The organism is Romboutsia sp. 1001713B170207_170306_H8, assembly GCF_015550495.1.
Classification (GTDB): domain Bacteria; phylum Bacillota; class Clostridia; order Peptostreptococcales; family Peptostreptococcaceae; genus Romboutsia_E.
Genome location: NZ_JADNAX010000003.1, coordinates 210,514 through 225,600, shown reverse-complemented (window position 1 = coordinate 225,600; position 15,087 = coordinate 210,514). Strand labels below are relative to the sequence as shown.

At 27.8% G+C, this 15,087-nt stretch carries 17 protein-coding genes; 14 read left to right on the top strand and 3 right to left on the bottom strand.

The window, feature by feature from the left end:
* Window positions 1-7 precede the first annotated feature (7 nt).
* The 7 genes from I2A66_RS08120 to I2A66_RS08090 all read left to right on the top strand — a co-directional run bounded on the left by I2A66_RS08120 (window position 8) and on the right by I2A66_RS08090 (window position 4,963).
* A complete protein-coding gene (locus I2A66_RS08120) occupies window positions 8-700 on the top strand; it encodes an L-ribulose-5-phosphate 4-epimerase (protein ID WP_195251401.1) in 693 nt (230 codons plus the stop codon).
* 36 nt (window positions 701-736) lie between these two features.
* Window positions 737-1,114, top strand: coding sequence for a Lin0368 family putative glycerol transporter subunit (locus I2A66_RS08115; RefSeq protein WP_122638794.1), 378 nt, complete (start codon window positions 737-739; stop codon window positions 1,112-1,114).
* Between the two features lie 40 nt (window positions 1,115-1,154).
* A complete protein-coding gene (locus I2A66_RS08110; protein ID WP_122638795.1) occupies window positions 1,155-1,490 on the top strand; it encodes a Lin0368 family putative glycerol transporter subunit in 336 nt (111 codons plus the stop codon).
* Between the two features lie 39 nt (window positions 1,491-1,529).
* Window positions 1,530-2,525, top strand: coding sequence for a dihydroxyacetone kinase subunit DhaK (locus I2A66_RS08105; RefSeq protein ID WP_147515922.1), 996 nt, complete (start codon window positions 1,530-1,532; stop codon window positions 2,523-2,525).
* A gap of 52 nt (window positions 2,526-2,577) precedes the next feature.
* Window positions 2,578-3,240 carry a dihydroxyacetone kinase subunit DhaL gene (gene dhaL / locus I2A66_RS08100; protein WP_122638797.1) on the top strand — a complete coding sequence of 221 codons (663 nt, stop codon included), beginning with the start codon at window positions 2,578-2,580 and terminating at the stop codon, window positions 3,238-3,240.
* 197 nt (window positions 3,241-3,437) lie between these two features.
* Window positions 3,438-4,721: an HD domain-containing phosphohydrolase gene (locus tag I2A66_RS08095; protein WP_122638798.1), complete on the top strand. Its 1,284-nt coding sequence runs from the start codon at window positions 3,438-3,440 to the stop codon at window positions 4,719-4,721.
* Between the two features lie 44 nt (window positions 4,722-4,765).
* Window positions 4,766-4,963, top strand: a complete 198-nt coding sequence (locus tag I2A66_RS08090) for a hypothetical protein (protein ID WP_122638799.1) — start codon at window positions 4,766-4,768, stop codon at window positions 4,961-4,963.
* Between the two features lie 185 nt (window positions 4,964-5,148).
* On the opposite strand, the gene I2A66_RS08085 is transcribed toward I2A66_RS08090, so the two are convergent.
* Window positions 5,149-7,356 carry a YhgE/Pip domain-containing protein gene (locus I2A66_RS08085; RefSeq protein ID WP_122638800.1) on the bottom strand — a complete coding sequence of 736 codons (2,208 nt, stop codon included), beginning with the start codon at window positions 7,354-7,356 and terminating at the stop codon, window positions 5,149-5,151.
* 200 nt (window positions 7,357-7,556) lie between these two features.
* On the opposite strand from I2A66_RS08085, the gene I2A66_RS08080 reads away from it, so the two are divergent.
* The 7 genes from I2A66_RS08080 to I2A66_RS08050 all read left to right on the top strand — a co-directional run bounded on the left by I2A66_RS08080 (window position 7,557) and on the right by I2A66_RS08050 (window position 12,757).
* Complete coding sequence (locus I2A66_RS08080) at window positions 7,557-8,144, top strand: TetR/AcrR family transcriptional regulator (RefSeq protein WP_207734753.1); 588 nt, start codon at window positions 7,557-7,559, stop codon at window positions 8,142-8,144.
* Window positions 8,145-8,268: 124 nt separating this feature from the next.
* Window positions 8,269-9,114: a DegV family protein gene (locus I2A66_RS08075; protein ID WP_122638802.1), complete on the top strand. Its 846-nt coding sequence runs from the start codon at window positions 8,269-8,271 to the stop codon at window positions 9,112-9,114.
* A gap of 33 nt (window positions 9,115-9,147) precedes the next feature.
* A complete protein-coding gene (locus tag I2A66_RS08070; protein WP_122638803.1) occupies window positions 9,148-9,993 on the top strand; it encodes a DegV family protein in 846 nt (281 codons plus the stop codon).
* 205 nt (window positions 9,994-10,198) lie between these two features.
* The gene (locus I2A66_RS08065) at window positions 10,199-10,423 is read left to right on the top strand and encodes a hypothetical protein (protein ID WP_122638804.1); all 225 of its coding nucleotides are present in this window, start codon (window positions 10,199-10,201) and stop codon (window positions 10,421-10,423) included.
* A gap of 142 nt (window positions 10,424-10,565) precedes the next feature.
* Window positions 10,566-11,366 (top strand): putative ABC transporter permease, encoded by an 801-nt coding sequence (locus I2A66_RS08060; protein WP_195251399.1) that lies wholly within the window; start codon window positions 10,566-10,568, stop codon window positions 11,364-11,366.
* 28 nt (window positions 11,367-11,394) lie between these two features.
* Window positions 11,395-11,820 carry a hypothetical protein gene (locus tag I2A66_RS08055; RefSeq protein WP_122638806.1) on the top strand — a complete coding sequence of 142 codons (426 nt, stop codon included), beginning with the start codon at window positions 11,395-11,397 and terminating at the stop codon, window positions 11,818-11,820.
* 19 nt (window positions 11,821-11,839) lie between these two features.
* A complete protein-coding gene (locus I2A66_RS08050; protein WP_147515924.1) occupies window positions 11,840-12,757 on the top strand; it encodes a hypothetical protein in 918 nt (305 codons plus the stop codon).
* 55 nt (window positions 12,758-12,812) lie between these two features.
* On the opposite strand, the gene I2A66_RS08045 is transcribed toward I2A66_RS08050, so the two are convergent.
* Entirely contained in the window at window positions 12,813-13,379 is a 567-nt protein-coding gene (locus I2A66_RS08045) for a hypothetical protein (protein WP_122638808.1), read from the bottom strand.
* Between the two features lie 205 nt (window positions 13,380-13,584).
* A complete protein-coding gene (hydF, locus tag I2A66_RS08040) occupies window positions 13,585-14,811 on the bottom strand; it encodes a [FeFe] hydrogenase H-cluster maturation GTPase HydF (protein WP_195251397.1) in 1,227 nt (408 codons plus the stop codon).
* Between the last annotated feature and the right edge of the window lie 276 nt (window positions 14,812-15,087).

Below are 15,087 nucleotides of genomic sequence, written 5' to 3'. Positions count from 1 at the left end.
ATTAATAATGCTTGAGAACTTAAAAAAAGAAGTTTTTGAAGCTAATTTAGAATTAGTAAAACATAATTTAGTCATATTTACCTGGGGTAATGTAAGTGGAATTGATAGAGAAAAAAATTTAATAGTTATAAAACCAAGTGGAGTTAGTTATGATAGGATGACAGTAGATGATATGGTTGTTGTAGATTTTGACGGCCATGTAGTTGAAGGAAATTTAAAACCATCATCAGATACAGATACACATATTGAGCTTTATAAAAAGTATGAGGAAATAGGTGGAGTAGTTCACACTCATTCAACTTTTGCAACTGGATGGGCTCAAGCTAAACTTGGTATCATACCATTAGGAACTACTCATAGCGATTATTTTTATGGAGAGATACCTTGTACTAGAGAGTTAAGTAAAAATGAAGTAGAATATAATTATGAAAAAAATACTGGATTAGTTATACTTGAAGAACTTGAGAAAAGAAATATAGAACCCCTTAGCATACCATGTATATTAGTTGCTAGCCATGGTCCATTTGCGTGGGGGAAAGACTCTAAAAATGCAGTTCATAATGCAGTAGTATTAGAAGAGGTTTCTAAAATGAATTTTATATCAAAGAGTTTAAATCCAAGTATTAGTAATATAAATGATTACGTTCTAGATAAGCACTATCTTCGTAAACACGGAGAAAACGCTTACTACGGTCAGTAATTATAAATATATTTAAATTAAAGGGGGACTAAAATAATGGCTATCTTAAGAACAGCTATAGGTGGTACTATAGCAGGCTTGTTTGCAGGAGGAGTATGGGGAGCATTTTCAGCACAACCATATGGGATAATAGGAGGTTGGTTTGCAGCATTAGTTATAATTGGCTTAATGTGGTTTATGAATCATTATGTTGGACTTATACATAATTCAGCAGAAGGATCTTTTGTTGATATGGCAACAGCAATAGGAACTACTTGTATAGTAAGGGATTTAATTATGAATGGAGTAGTTGAATTACCATCTTCAATACCAACATTTATATGTTTAGCAATAGGAGGAATAATAGGTGGAGCATTAGCTTATGTTGTTCAAAAAAGTATGGAAAAAGATAGTGAAGAATCTCTAAATGCTTAAATAATAAAATATATTATAAAAATATAGTGGGGGTATTATAATGACTATACAATTTATGTTTACTACAATATTAGGAGGAATTGTATTTGCTTTTTTATGTAACTTTGTTTGGGGTAAATTAGTTGATAATTTTGGACCAATAGGAGGATGGGTTGCAGCAGGTACACTTGTTGGAACTACTTGGGCCTTAAATCATGGAATAAATTTAGTGCATCAAGGTGGAGGAATATGGATGGATATGGCAATTGCTGCATGTTTTGGAGGCCTTACATTCTCAACAATGAATGGTGGTAGTTTAAAAAAATGTGTTCCAACAATATTTGGAACTATAATAGGTGGCATAATAGCAGGAACAGCTTTATCAATTATCTTATAAATTAAAGATTAAATATAATTAATAAATTTAGGGGGAAAAATGAGAAGATTATTTAATGATCCATATGATATAGTTGAAGAAATGTTAGAAGGATATGAAAAAGCGCATAAAGATACAGTTCATCTTTTAGAAAATGATAAAAGAGTAGTAGTTTATAATGAAGCACCTAAAAAAGATAAAGTCGGAATAGTAATAGGTGGAGGAAGTGGTCACGAACCTTTATTTTTAGGATATGTTGGGGAAAATTTTGCTGATGCAGCAGTAATAGGAAATATAAATACATCTCCATCACCAGAGCCTTGTTACAATGCAGTTAAAGCTGTTGATAGTGGAAAAGGTTGCTTATATATGTATGGTAACTATGCAGGGGATGTAATGAACTTTGATATGGGTGCAGAAATGGCACAAGATGATGGTATAAGAGTTGAAACAGTTCTTGTAACTGATGATTGTGTATCTTCTAAAGATATAGAAAATAGACGTGGTGTTGCAGGAGATTTATTTGTATTTAAAACAGCATCCGCAGCAGCTGCTATGGGAAAAGATTTAGATGAAGTTAAATATATAGCTCAAAAAACAAATGCTAATTGCAGATCAATGGGTGTTGCAATGTCTTCATCTACATTACCTGTTACTGGAAACACTATCTTTGAAATGGAAGAAGGAGATATGGAAATAGGAATGGGTATACATGGTGAACCGGGAATAAAAAGAGAAAAATTACGCCCAGCTGATGAAGTAATGACTGAAATTATGGATAATATATTACCAGACTTACCATATGAAAATGGAGATGAAGTCTATGTTTTAGTTAATGGTTTAGGTGGAACACCACTTATGGATTTACATGTATGCTATAGAAAAGTACATGATATATTAGAAGAAAAAGGTATAAAAGTATATAAATCTTTAGTAGGAACATACGCATCATCTATGGATATGTGTGGAATGTCTGTAACTTTATTAAAGTTAGATGATGAATTAAAAGAAGCTATGGATTATCCATGTGATACTCCGTATTTTACAATAAAATAATATTATAAGGGAAAATGTTTTTGTAAAATGTAAATAAGGGGAGTTAGGTATTATGACTAATATTAGTTTAGATAAAAACTATTTTATAAAAGTAATAAAAGATTTAGTTCAAATGGCTGAAGAAAAAAATGAATATTTTACAAAGTTAGACTCTGAAATAGGAGATGGAGATCATGGCATAAACTTAAATATAGGATTTAGAGAAGTTTCTAAACAGCTTTCAACATGGGAAGACTTAGATATAACTTCTTTATTTAAAAAAGTTGGAATGAGTTTACTTTCAAAAGTAGGAGGTTCTTCTGGACCTTTGTATGGAAGTTTCTTTATGAAATTTGGCGTACCAGCAGCTAATAAAAATGAAGTTGATTTTAATGAATTTTATCAAATGTTTAAAATGGGTATAGAGGCGATAGAATCAAGGGGTAAGGCTGTTGTTGGAGAAAAAACAATGGTTGATGCGCTAAGACCAGCTTTAGATGAATTTACAAAATCAATAGAAGAAGGATTGGAAGTAGAAGAGTGCTTTGAAAATTTTGTGAAATCTGCAAATGAAGGAGCAAAGTCTACTATTGATATAGTTGCAACAAAAGGAAGAGCAATGAGGCTAGGAGAAAGAGCTATAGGACATATGGACCCAGGTGCAGCTTCAGCATGTTATATACTAGATGTATTTAATAAAAATTTAAAATCTTATTTAGAAATATCAACAATATAATAATAGAAAAAATAAGAGGTATGCTATAGAGCATACCTCTTATTTTTTATGTTATTACATAGAAATATAAAATAAAAATATATGAACTTATTATAAAAAAGATTATAAAATAATATTTTAAAAATAAAAAAATAGAAACTGATCGAAATTTATACTATAATATAAATTAGAATGATAATCAAAGGGAGAGTTTAATAATGGAGCTTATTAGCGTATTAGACTTACTTAGTATAGTTCAAGGTATTATGAAATTAATAAAACCAGAGATAGTTGAACATGGAAAAGAAGTTGCATATATATCTTATAAAATAGGTGAAAAACTAGGGTATAGTAAAAAGCAACTTTACTATTTAATAATAACAGGAGAAATACATGATTTAGGGGCATATAAAACAGAAAATATTGATTGTATTGACAGGTTTAGATATAAAGATAGTAACAGACATTCATATTATGGTTATGTGCTTCTTAAACATAGTAAGGGGCTTAGTAATTGTGCTAGTACTATTTTATATCATCATTGTTCTTATAAAAATTTTAATGATAAAATTATTAAAGATATACCAGTTCCAGATGATGCTTTTTTAATATCTTTAGGAGATAAAATATCTCTAATCTGCAATAATGAGGATTATAATAAGGAAGAAATAATAAATAAAATAAAAAGTATTAATAAAGAAGATTTTAATCCAGTTCATTTTGAAATATTAATGGATTTAATATCAAATGAAAATCTTATTGATAATATAATAAGTGGGGAATATAAAAAAGAAATAAATCAAGTAGTTAATAACTCATATATAAAAGTAGAACAAGCAACTGAATATCTAACCTTAATACCACTTGGTGTAGATTTATATAGTTATGAAACAGCACTACATACTATAAGTGTAGCTTTCTTAGCAAAAAAGGTAAGTAAGAGCTTGGGACTTAAAGATGAGGATATTATGAAAATAGAAATATCTTCATATCTTCATGATTTAGGTAAGGTTGGTATACCAAAGTATATATTAGAAAAAGAAGGTCCCCTAACCTTTGAAGAATTTGAATTGATGAAAAGGCATGTGTTATTTACAAGACAGCTTTTAGAAGAAGCTAATATAGATAAAGATATAATATCTATGGCATGCAATCATCATGAAAAGTTAGATGGTAGTGGATATCCAATAGGAATAGATTCAAGTGAACTATCTATAGGAGATAGAATTATCTCAGTATGTGATATATTTTGTGCTCTTACTGAAAAAAGACATTATAAGGATGCATTCTCAAAAGAAAAAATATACAATATAATTTCCCAAATGGCTGATAACGGCCTTATAGATAAAAATATTTGTAATCATGTTATGAATGATTATGATAATTTAAATTCATATTTAAATAATTTAATAAGTGGATTTGAAAATGCAATTGACAGCATAAAAAAAGAGTACAACAGTATATTAAAATATGGAGAAGAAAATAATATAAAAATATATTAAAAATATATTTTTATTTAAATAAACTATTTAGTGGAGGTAAAACTATGGCAACAATGTATTGTCCTAAATGTATAATAGAAGTTATGGACTTAATAGATCATGAAGAAGGAAATGATTTTGAAATAATAAATGAAGGTAGTGAAAATGAAATAAGAGAAGATTATCACTACGTTCTTGATACATACAAATGTCCTGAATGTGGATTTGAAGTAGAAGATTATATGGAAGACGAAGAAGAGTAAAGTTTTGTTGCAGGGAGATGTGTATATAAATTACAATTCATGCAGCTAAAAGATGCTGCTAATGTATTGTAATTTATATACTACATCTCCTACTGCTTACAAAGTTGACTGGAAAGATATAGAGAATAGAAGAGATATATAATAACTGAATTTAATAAAAAAGAACCGCTTTGCGGTTCTTTTTTTTATACTGCGAATTCGTCAGATAAGTTGTCTAAAGAAGAGTTTTCTTTGCTTGATCTTGCTTTGAATTCTAGGAATATTATTGTTAATATTATTAAAACTATACTTAGAGTACCTAAGAATCTTAAGTTAGTGTTTATACTAGTTCCTCCAGAGATTGTACTTCTGAATGCTGATACTGCATGAGTAAATGGAAGATAGCTTGTTATCTTAGCTACGAAATCTCCAGATAATTCTACAGGGTAAGTACCAGTAGAACCTGATAATTGTATAACCATTAATACTAGTGTTATAAATTGACCAACTTTTCCAAATACTATACTAATTAAGTATATTATACTCATAAATGTAATTGAAGTTATAGCTGCTACTAATATAGTTTTATTTAAGTCAACAGGACTAAATCCATCGAAGTAGTGTAGTGCTGTTAACATTACCATTGAAGCTATTATAGCAACTGGATACATTATACTTGCTTTGCCTAACCATAATCTAAATCCTGATTTTGTTTTTGAAATTCCTTGAGTTAATGGATACATCGTACAGAATGCCATACATCCAACCCAAAGTCCAACAACCATCATATATGCTGCCATTGCATGCCCATTATCTGCTACTTTAGTTATTTGAGTTTCGTTGCTGCTTACAGGTGCTGAGAACATTTCTGATGTATTATCACTTACATTAGAAAGTTTATCATTTAAAGTATCTGCTCCGTCAGCTAAACTTGATTGTAAAGTATCAGTTCCTTCAGATGCAGTTTTTAACCCATCTTTTAAAGTTAATGAACCTGCATATAATTCTTTAACACCAGATGATATTTTATTAGAACCATCTGAAAGTGATGCTACACCTTGTTTTAAAGCAGAGTTATTAGCAACAAGTTTGCCAGCTCCTGCATTCAATTCATTAGCACCAGAACTTAAAGTGTTTAATCCATCTGAAAGAGTCTTAGTAGATGTTTTTAATGTAGCAAACATTTCTTCATATGAAGAAAGATTTGAATTTACTTGATCAACAACTGCTAATGCTCCCTTTTGTGCTGCTCCTCCTGCAATTTGACTTATAGTACTTGAAACTGTTGGTGAAATTGCATTAGTAATAGAATCAGCAGTAATATTAGATGATACACCGTTTAAAGTATTAGATATAATTCCAACAACTAAAGTTTGTGCTTGCTCTTTAGTATATCCTACTGATTGAAGAGCATTAATCATTTGAATTATATTACCATCGCTAAGTACTTTAGCAGAAACTGCAGATATAGTATCTTTAGATGTTAAAGTAGAGCTTACATTATTACTAACAGCACTACCTATACCTGAAGATAATTTGCTAGCATAACCAGAAGTACTAGAAGCTGCAGTACTCATTAATGTGTTTTGTTGTTCCTCACTTAAAGAAATATTAGGAATAGATATATTAGCAACTGCCGAGTTTAATTTATTAGCACCTTCTGCTAATTGAGATGCTCCACTAGCTAATTTTTTAGATGCATCGTTTATAGACTCAACTCCGCTTAAGTATGTATTAAGCCCTTGTGATAATGTTGTTGTACCATCAGTGAAAGTTAACATACTATCAGATAATGTACCTAATCCATTACTTATCTTAGTACCACCATCTTCTAATTTAACTAATCCATCTTTAAGCTCTAAAGAACCATCAGCTGCTTCTTGTAATCCATCACCTAAAGTTTCAAATTGATCGAAAACTACATTTGCATAAGACTCAGTTACAGTCTCAGATATAGTTTTTTGAATCTTAGATAATGCACTTTGGCTCATTTTACTAGCAATATAATTTTTACCTGGGTTTGTAGCATATTCTAATACCATTTTCTCAGGATTTTTATCTAGTAAAGTAATAGCATTTTCTGAAAAGTTTTTAGGTATTGTAATTACCATATAGTAAGTACCATTCTCTAATCCTTTCATAGCTGTATCTTCATCAACAAAATTAAATGCTAATGAGTCATTATCCTTTAAACTATCAACTAATTTTTCTCCTACATTTATTTTCTTATCTTCGTAATTAGTAGGTTTATCATTATTTACTATAGCAACAGGAAGATTACTAACCTTACCATATGGATCCCACATAGAACTTAAAAATAAAGTTGAATATATTGTAGGTATTGTTACTATAGCTATAAGTGCTACAATTAGGAATTTGTTGTTAATTAGATTTTTCCATTCTTTTTTTAGCATACTTACACACCTTTCTCAATATTTAGTTTTTAATTTTAAATTATAAACAACATGGTGTTGTTTTTCGTTATAATATGAATTATAATTTTATACGAAGTACTATTCAATCATTAAAAAAAACAAAAATGTATGATAACCGACATTTTTATTGATGAATGTTGGATATGTACACGAAAGGAACAATATTAATGGATGAAATCATGGATACAAAAAAAGATCGTAGAATTAGAAAATCAAAGGAATCATTAAAAAATAGCTTAATAGAACTGATGAGTAAAAAGTCAGTAAATAATATTACAGTAAAAGAACTAGTTTCTACTGCTGATTTAAACAGATCAACATTCTATAATTATTACTCTGATATACCGGATATGTTATCTAAGCTAGAAGATGAACTTTATAAAGAATTTCTATATACAATACAAATACATCTTACTAAAGAGCCAAGAATAGCTGATATTTCAGATAATGTTCATGGATTTATTGAAGATATGTGTAATGTAATAAAAAATAATTATGAGTTTTGTAAGTGCATTTTTAGTAAAAATGGAGATATCAATTTTTTATTTAAGTTAGAAGAACTAGTTGAAAATAATATAAAAGATCAACTTAGGGAAAGATGTGAAGGCAGAATAAATAATCTAGCATACGTATATTCTTTCTTTAAAAGTGGATATATAGGTATTCTAAAGAACTGGATGAAAGGTGGTTGTATAGAATCATCAGAAGAAATTGCAGATTTAACTTATAGCCTAGTTAAAAGTGTAGTAGAAACTTGTAAGATATAGTTAAAAAATTCGACAATTTCGGAGTTTGATTTACATTATTTTATATATTTATCTAAATTTATTTATGTTATAATTAAAATGTGTTTATAAAATAAATTTAGATAATTATAGAGGTTGATAAAAAATGATAAATAACAAGATTAAGGTTGTTTGTGATGGCATTGCAAATATGCCAAGAGAGTTAGCCAGGCAATATAATATAGAAATAGTTCCTTTAACTATTAATATTGATGGAAAAGAGTACAAAGATGTTGATATAACAGATGAAGAATTCTATGTTATGATGAGAGAAGCTAAGGATATGCCGAAGACTTCTCAGGCTACTTATATTGACTTTAAAGAAATATTTGATAGACTTGTATCTGATGGAAGTACTGTTTTATATATAGCAGGTTCTTCTAAATCATCAGGTACGTATCAATCTGCAGTTCTTGCTAGTAAAGATGTATATGGTGAGATTCATATATTTGATAGTATGAGTATTAGTTTTGGATGTGGAATGTTAGTTTTGAGTGCAGCTAGAATGATAGAAGATGGTTCTAGTTTAGACGAAGTTTTAAATGAATTAGAAAAGTTAAGGGATAGAGTTTTCGTATCTATGTCTATGAACTCATTAGAGTATCTTAGAAAAGGTGGAAGAATATCTAATGGTAAGGCCTTAGTAGGTAATATGTTAAGTCTAAGACCAATGCTTACTGTAAAGGATGGATTAATATTCCAAGAAGGTCAAGTTAGAGGTAATAAGAAAATAATACCTACGATAATAAAGAGAACTAAAGAAGTATGTGGTGAGGACTTTAGCGATAAAGTTGTAGCTATAGGTTGTGGAGACAATTTAGAAGAAAGAGAACAATTAAAAGAAGCGGTTTTAAGAGAATTAAACCCAAAAGAATTAATTGAGATAACTATAAATCCTCCAATGTGTTCACACTCAGGGCCTGGTTTTATAGGACTTACATGCTTTAAATAAAATATAAATTAATTCGTAGAGGGAGTTTAGGATATGAATAATATAAAAATAATATGTGATACTATGAATGATGTGCCACAAGATATAGTTGATAAGTATGACATAGATGTACTGCCTGCAACTATAATATTTAATGAAAAAGAATATAAAGCAGGTGTAGATTTAAATGGTGATGAATTCTATAAGATGTTAAGAGAATCTAAAGAAATACCTAAGACTTCACAAATAACATACGCTACATTTAGTGAAGTATTTAATAAATATATAAATGAAGGAAAAACTGTACTATATTTAGCAGGATCATCAGTAAGTTCTGGAACATATCAATCTGCAATGCTTGCTAAAAGTGATATAGAAGGACCTCTTTATATATTTGATACTTATAGTTTATGTATAGGTGGAGGTATGCTTGCTAAGGAAGCTGCTATAATGGCTAATGAAGGAAAGTCTGTAGAAGAAATAATTGAAAAATTAGAAGAATTAAAAGAGAAGGTTCAAGTTTACTTCTCAGTTGATGCATTAGATCATTTACATAAAGGTGGAAGAATATCTGGTGCAAAGGCTGCTGTAGGAACTTTACTTAATATAAAGCCAATTTTAAAAATAGAAGATGGTTTAGTTAAGCAAAAGTCTCAAGTAAGAGGAAGTAAAAAGATTATGTCAGGTCTTATGGAAAAATTAAGTGAAGAAGTTTCAGGAGATTTTTCTGATATAGATGTTTATGTTGCATATAATGATGACTTAGACCTTAGAGATCAATTTATTGAAAGAGTTAAGGAAAAGTTAAATCCTAGAAATGTTTATTCAATTCAAATAGGGTCATGTGTTGCTTGTCACTCTGGTCCTGATGTTTTAGGTATAGCTTGTTTAAGTAAATAAAAAGAATGATAAGAGGATATGCTCAAATAAATGGTTATTTAAATTTATTTTGAGCATATCTTTTTATATGTGCATTTTATATTAAGCCATAGATATATACGTTAACTTAGAAATTAGTAACTAATTACAATTTATGACATATTATATTATAGGTAGTATAAATACCTATACATCTAAATATTATATAAAGGAGATGCTCTATAATATGAAAGATAAAGCAAAAAAAAGTGTTAAAAAAGTTACTAAACCTGTTACTGATGTAGGTAAAGAATTAGTAAATGGTGTAGGAAATGTAGGTAAAGAAGTAATTGATACTGTAGGAAATGTAGGTAAAGATGCTATTAAAGGTGTAGGTGGAGTAGTTAAAGAAACTTATAAAACTGGTAAAAATGTAGGCAAAGCAGTTAAAGATAATGTTAGTAAAAAATAAATAACTATAAATTTAGATGCGACAATATAGAGTCGCATTTAATTTTTATAAACCTCAATTAATATAGGAAAATGATTTTAGTAAAGCGTAATGATAAATAATGTTGTATAATAAAAGTATACAGATATAGGAGAGATATTTGATGATATATTTATGTAAATACATACTGTATTTTTTTTTATATGCTTTCTTTGGATGGTGTTGTGAGTGTATTTATTGCTCATTTGGAGATAAGAAAGTGGTTAATAGAGGATTTCTTAATGGTCCTATATGTCCAATATATGGATTTGGAGCATTATTTATAATTTTTTTATTAAATGATTATATAGGAGACTGGGCCATAGTTTTTACAATGGGACTTATAATGACGTCAATTTTAGAATATGTAACAAGTGTTATATTAGAATTTTTATTTCATAGTACTTGGTGGGATTACTCAAATAGAATGTTTAATATTAATGGAAGGGTATGTTTAAAAAATTCTATATTATTTGGAATGATGAGTGTAGTATTAATGGAAATTATTCATCCTATGGTAGTGGAATTTGTAGACGACATAAATATAAATTATTTATATATATTAGTATTTTTATTAATATTATATATAATTATAGACATTTCAATAACTTTAAATTCTTTAAATAAGTTGCGTTATAAGTTAGAAAGATTAGAAGAAGCTTTAGAAGATCTAAAAAAAATAAACATACATGTAAAATCAGAAAAATTTACCGAAGAAAATATACTCAAATCTATTTATAATTTTAGACAAAAAGATGATAAATTAAAGTTTAAAATTAATGATATTTACTCTAAACTAGTCAATATAAAGAAAAAATCAAAAGTTCAAAGAAGGATTTTAAAGGCATTCCCAAATATGAATCACAAGAATAGAAATGAAGGGCTTAAATACTTAAAACAAATGCTAAAAGATAAGACAAAATAATATACTTCTAATATAAGGAGGGTAAACTATGTTTAAGAAAAAAGCATATACTCTAGATGAACTAGACAAAACATTAAAGGAAAAGTATAATGCCAAGTCTTTCTCAGTAGAAGAATTTAAGGACCTTATTAAAGAGATCTCAAATCACCCTGAAAACTCAGTTAGACTTTATATAATAGATGATGAAAAAATTATAGATGAAAATCTAAGTGATTATGAAAGAAGAGAGGTTTTAGATACTATTTATTATTTAAAAATGAATGAGATAATAATAGACTACTCTACAGATGAAGGAAGATTGGAAGCTAAAACATTAGATGATATAAAGCGAGGTAAATTAATTAGAATTATAGTAGAAAGTACTGATAATATAACTTTTACCGGTTTTACAATGCAAGGAAGTGCAGAAGGTATTTACAATGAATTAATTGAAATGTTAGGTGATGAAAAATAATATAGAGGTGTCGTTAATTATGGGAATTAACAGTTTAAATGATATTAAGTTTATAGGAGTGGGTGTAAAAGGAATAGACATAGTAAATAAGTTATCTCATGATAATAAAAAATATATAAAGCTCTGTGCAATAGACATAAAAGATACTAATATAGATGAAAAAGTAAGTGAAAGGTTGATAATAAAAAATCTATATAATAAAGATAAGGACTTGTCTAAGGTAGATTTTTTTCAAATAACAGACATTATAAATAGAAATAAAGAAATTATATATAAAATAATAGAAAAAGAAAAAATAGTTTTTATTACATGTGATATATGTGACTTAACCTCTGTTCATATACTTATAGAGTTAGGTAAAATGGCCAAGAAAAGCAATATACTTGTAATTCCAATAATTATAAATACTCAAGATAATCAAAATATTAATTATAAGTTTTTTATGAAGAAAGTTAACAATATGATAGGTCCAACTATAAACATTTCAAATAATAAAGTTTTTGGAAATATAAAATATCTAAATGATAAAATTGATGATTATTATATAATTCATTCTATAATAGATTTATTTATAGATAATTTAATGTCTACATGTAGTTTAAATGTTGACTATGAAGATATGAAGTGGATTTTTTCTGGAGAACAAGATGTTGAAATGAGTATAATCAAAATAAATGAAAAAAGCTCGGAAGATGATATGAAAATAAAACTAGTAAAACATAGAATATGTAAAGGAAGTTATGAACATCCAGAAAAAATAATGATAAATGCAACGGCAAATGAAGATTATATGAGCTATGATGAAGCTATTAAACTATTACAAAGAGTTGCACTAGTACTTCAAGAAGGTACAGAAGAAGCTTGTCAGATAACGTTTTCTTTAAAGTTTATTAAAAAGAAAAGTAAATCCTTAGAAGTCTTAACAGTCCAAGCGTAAATTAATAAAACGGTTAAAATAATTAGAATATTCTAATTATTTTAACCGTTTTATTTTAATCTATATATTCTTCTCCGTTAATAACAAGAGAAGAAGGATTATTATTTTCTAATATTATATCAAAATAAATTTCTCCCTCAGAAGGATGCTGAAAATATCCAGTTGCATAAACAGTATTTCCGTTTTTATGCATATCTTCTGTTGTAACTTTATAGTTTATTCCTGCATACTTTTTTACTGTTTGTTCTATTATTGAGGAGTAAGTGGATGCCTTAGATTTAGCAACATTAATATTTTCTGAAGTAAAAGTATTCTGAGATTTAGATGAATCATTGTTATTAAGCAGAATTTTATCTGCGATAAATAATAAACCTATAAAAAGTATTACGCAAAGAATAACTTTAGTATACTTGTTTTTATTGAAATACTCTTTTACTTTATTGAATTTCTTTACTCCTTTTTTTCTTCTGCTAGGATACTGAAGAACTTTATGTGAGTTATCGTGTTCTTTATAAAATCGTAAATAATCTTTTTTACTGTTATGGATTTTATTTAGATTTTTTAGTTCTTCTTTTTTACTTTTAAAATGAATTGTATTTTTATTGATGTTAGAAGATTTCAAACTGTTACCCCCTTTTAAACTCCCCTTAAGTTTTTATTAATTTCTATATAAATAATCATACTATAAAGTATTTGAAATACCAATATTATATAATAATCATAATTATGCAATATAATACAAGAAAATTTATGAAAGTTTAAAAAAATACAATTACAAACAGGATAAAAGTATAAAAATGTAAATTTAAGAAAAAATAAAATAATATTTAATCAAGTGATAACTCTTTTTCTTTAAGAGGATATAAAGATCTATCTAAAATGCCTTGCAAATAAGCTATTAATACACCATAATTTACTATTGGAACATTTAGCTCTTTTGCTTTTTCTATTCTACTCATCATAGCAGTTCTATTCATCATGCAGCCACCACAATGTATTATAAGAGAATACTTATTTACATCATCTGTAAATGTTACTCCAGAAGTAAATTCAAAATTAAGATCTTTTTTTGTTTTTTCTTTTAACCATTTAGGGATCTTATAAGTTCCAATATCATCGCTTTGTCTATGATGAGTACATCCTTCTGCAATAAGTATTTTATCTCCATATTTTAAATTATCTATAGCATGAGCACCTTTAACTAACTCATAAAGATCTCCTTTTTGTCTTGCGAACAGTATGGAAAATGAAGTTAATGGAATATCTTTTGGAGTATCTTTTGAAACTCTTTCAAAAGCTTGAGAATCTGTTATAACTAAGGTTGGTTTTTGATTTAGATTAGCTAAGGTTTCTTTTAAAGTAGTTTCCTTAGTTATAATAGCCATAGCACCACTATCTAGTATGTCTCTTATGACTTGTTGTTGAGGAAGTATAAGCCTTCCTTTTGGAGCAGCTTTATCTATAGGTATAACTAAGACTATGAAGTCATTTTCATTTATTAAATCACCAACTAATCTAAACTCAGTACTTTCTTCTTTGGTATTAGATATTATACATTCTTTTAACTTATCTATACCAACATTGTTAATAGTAGATACGCACACTATAGGACATTTGGCTAGTTTTTTACTTTCTTCTAAGACATTATTTTCATTGTTTAGCATATCTATCTTATTTAAAACTAAGATATGTGGTATTTTTTTATCTTTAAATTTTTCAATTAAAGATAAATCTTCTTCTCCTATGCCTATAGTAGAGTCTACTACTAATAAGGCAACATCAGTTTTATCCAAAACATCTAAGGATTTATTTACTCTAAGTTCACCTAATTCTCCTATATCATCAAGTCCAGCAGTATCAATAAGAACACAAGGTCCGATAGGTAGAATTTCCATAGGTCTAAAGACTGGATCAGTAGTAGTTCCTGCAACATTTGATACTATTGCAGCGTTTTGATTTGTTATTGCATTAATTACACTTGACTTACCTGCATTTCTTTTTCCAAATAATCCAATATGTACTCTAACGGATTGAGGTGTTGAATTTAAACTCATATTTATTACCCCCTTTTATATAAAAATTTAATTTTGACTTTATATATTAAGATATTAATCCTGGTAAATTTTGATAATATCTTAAATGGTAGTATTTAATATACTTAAAATCTACAATAAATAAAAAATAAAATTAAAAAAATTAATTTTACGTATTGAAAACGAACAGCTGTTCGTATATAATAAAAACAGAACGAATGTTCGACAAAATAAAATAAAAAAATATTTATAAATTTTGTAATAAAGTAATTGATACATAAATATATATAGACTATA

What these genes read in the sequence shown, in the direction of transcription:
- I2A66_RS08120 (WP_195251401.1), top strand. Translation starts at nt 8, where the DNA reads ATGCTTGAGAACTTAAAAAAAGAAGTTTTTGAAGCTAATTTAGAATTA.
- I2A66_RS08115 (WP_122638794.1), top strand. Translation starts at nt 737, where the DNA reads ATGGCTATCTTAAGAACAGCTATAGGTGGTACTATAGCAGGCTTGTTT.
- I2A66_RS08110 (WP_122638795.1), top strand. Translation starts at nt 1,155, where the DNA reads ATGACTATACAATTTATGTTTACTACAATATTAGGAGGAATTGTATTT.
- I2A66_RS08105 (WP_147515922.1), top strand. Translation starts at nt 1,530, where the DNA reads ATGAGAAGATTATTTAATGATCCATATGATATAGTTGAAGAAATGTTA.
- dhaL (WP_122638797.1), top strand. Translation starts at nt 2,578, where the DNA reads ATGACTAATATTAGTTTAGATAAAAACTATTTTATAAAAGTAATAAAA.
- I2A66_RS08095 (WP_122638798.1), top strand. Translation starts at nt 3,438, where the DNA reads ATGGAGCTTATTAGCGTATTAGACTTACTTAGTATAGTTCAAGGTATT.
- I2A66_RS08090 (WP_122638799.1), top strand. Translation starts at nt 4,766, where the DNA reads ATGGCAACAATGTATTGTCCTAAATGTATAATAGAAGTTATGGACTTA.
- I2A66_RS08085 (WP_122638800.1), bottom strand. Translation starts at nt 7,356, where the DNA reads ATGCTAAAAAAAGAATGGAAAAATCTAATTAACAACAAATTCCTAATT.
- I2A66_RS08080 (WP_207734753.1), top strand. Translation starts at nt 7,557, where the DNA reads ATGGATACAAAAAAAGATCGTAGAATTAGAAAATCAAAGGAATCATTA.
- I2A66_RS08075 (WP_122638802.1), top strand. Translation starts at nt 8,269, where the DNA reads ATGATAAATAACAAGATTAAGGTTGTTTGTGATGGCATTGCAAATATG.
- I2A66_RS08070 (WP_122638803.1), top strand. Translation starts at nt 9,148, where the DNA reads ATGAATAATATAAAAATAATATGTGATACTATGAATGATGTGCCACAA.
- I2A66_RS08065 (WP_122638804.1), top strand. Translation starts at nt 10,199, where the DNA reads ATGAAAGATAAAGCAAAAAAAAGTGTTAAAAAAGTTACTAAACCTGTT.
- I2A66_RS08060 (WP_195251399.1), top strand. Translation starts at nt 10,566, where the DNA reads ATGATATATTTATGTAAATACATACTGTATTTTTTTTTATATGCTTTC.
- I2A66_RS08055 (WP_122638806.1), top strand. Translation starts at nt 11,395, where the DNA reads ATGTTTAAGAAAAAAGCATATACTCTAGATGAACTAGACAAAACATTA.
- I2A66_RS08050 (WP_147515924.1), top strand. Translation starts at nt 11,840, where the DNA reads ATGGGAATTAACAGTTTAAATGATATTAAGTTTATAGGAGTGGGTGTA.
- hydF (WP_195251397.1), bottom strand. Translation starts at nt 14,811, where the DNA reads ATGAGTTTAAATTCAACACCTCAATCCGTTAGAGTACATATTGGATTA.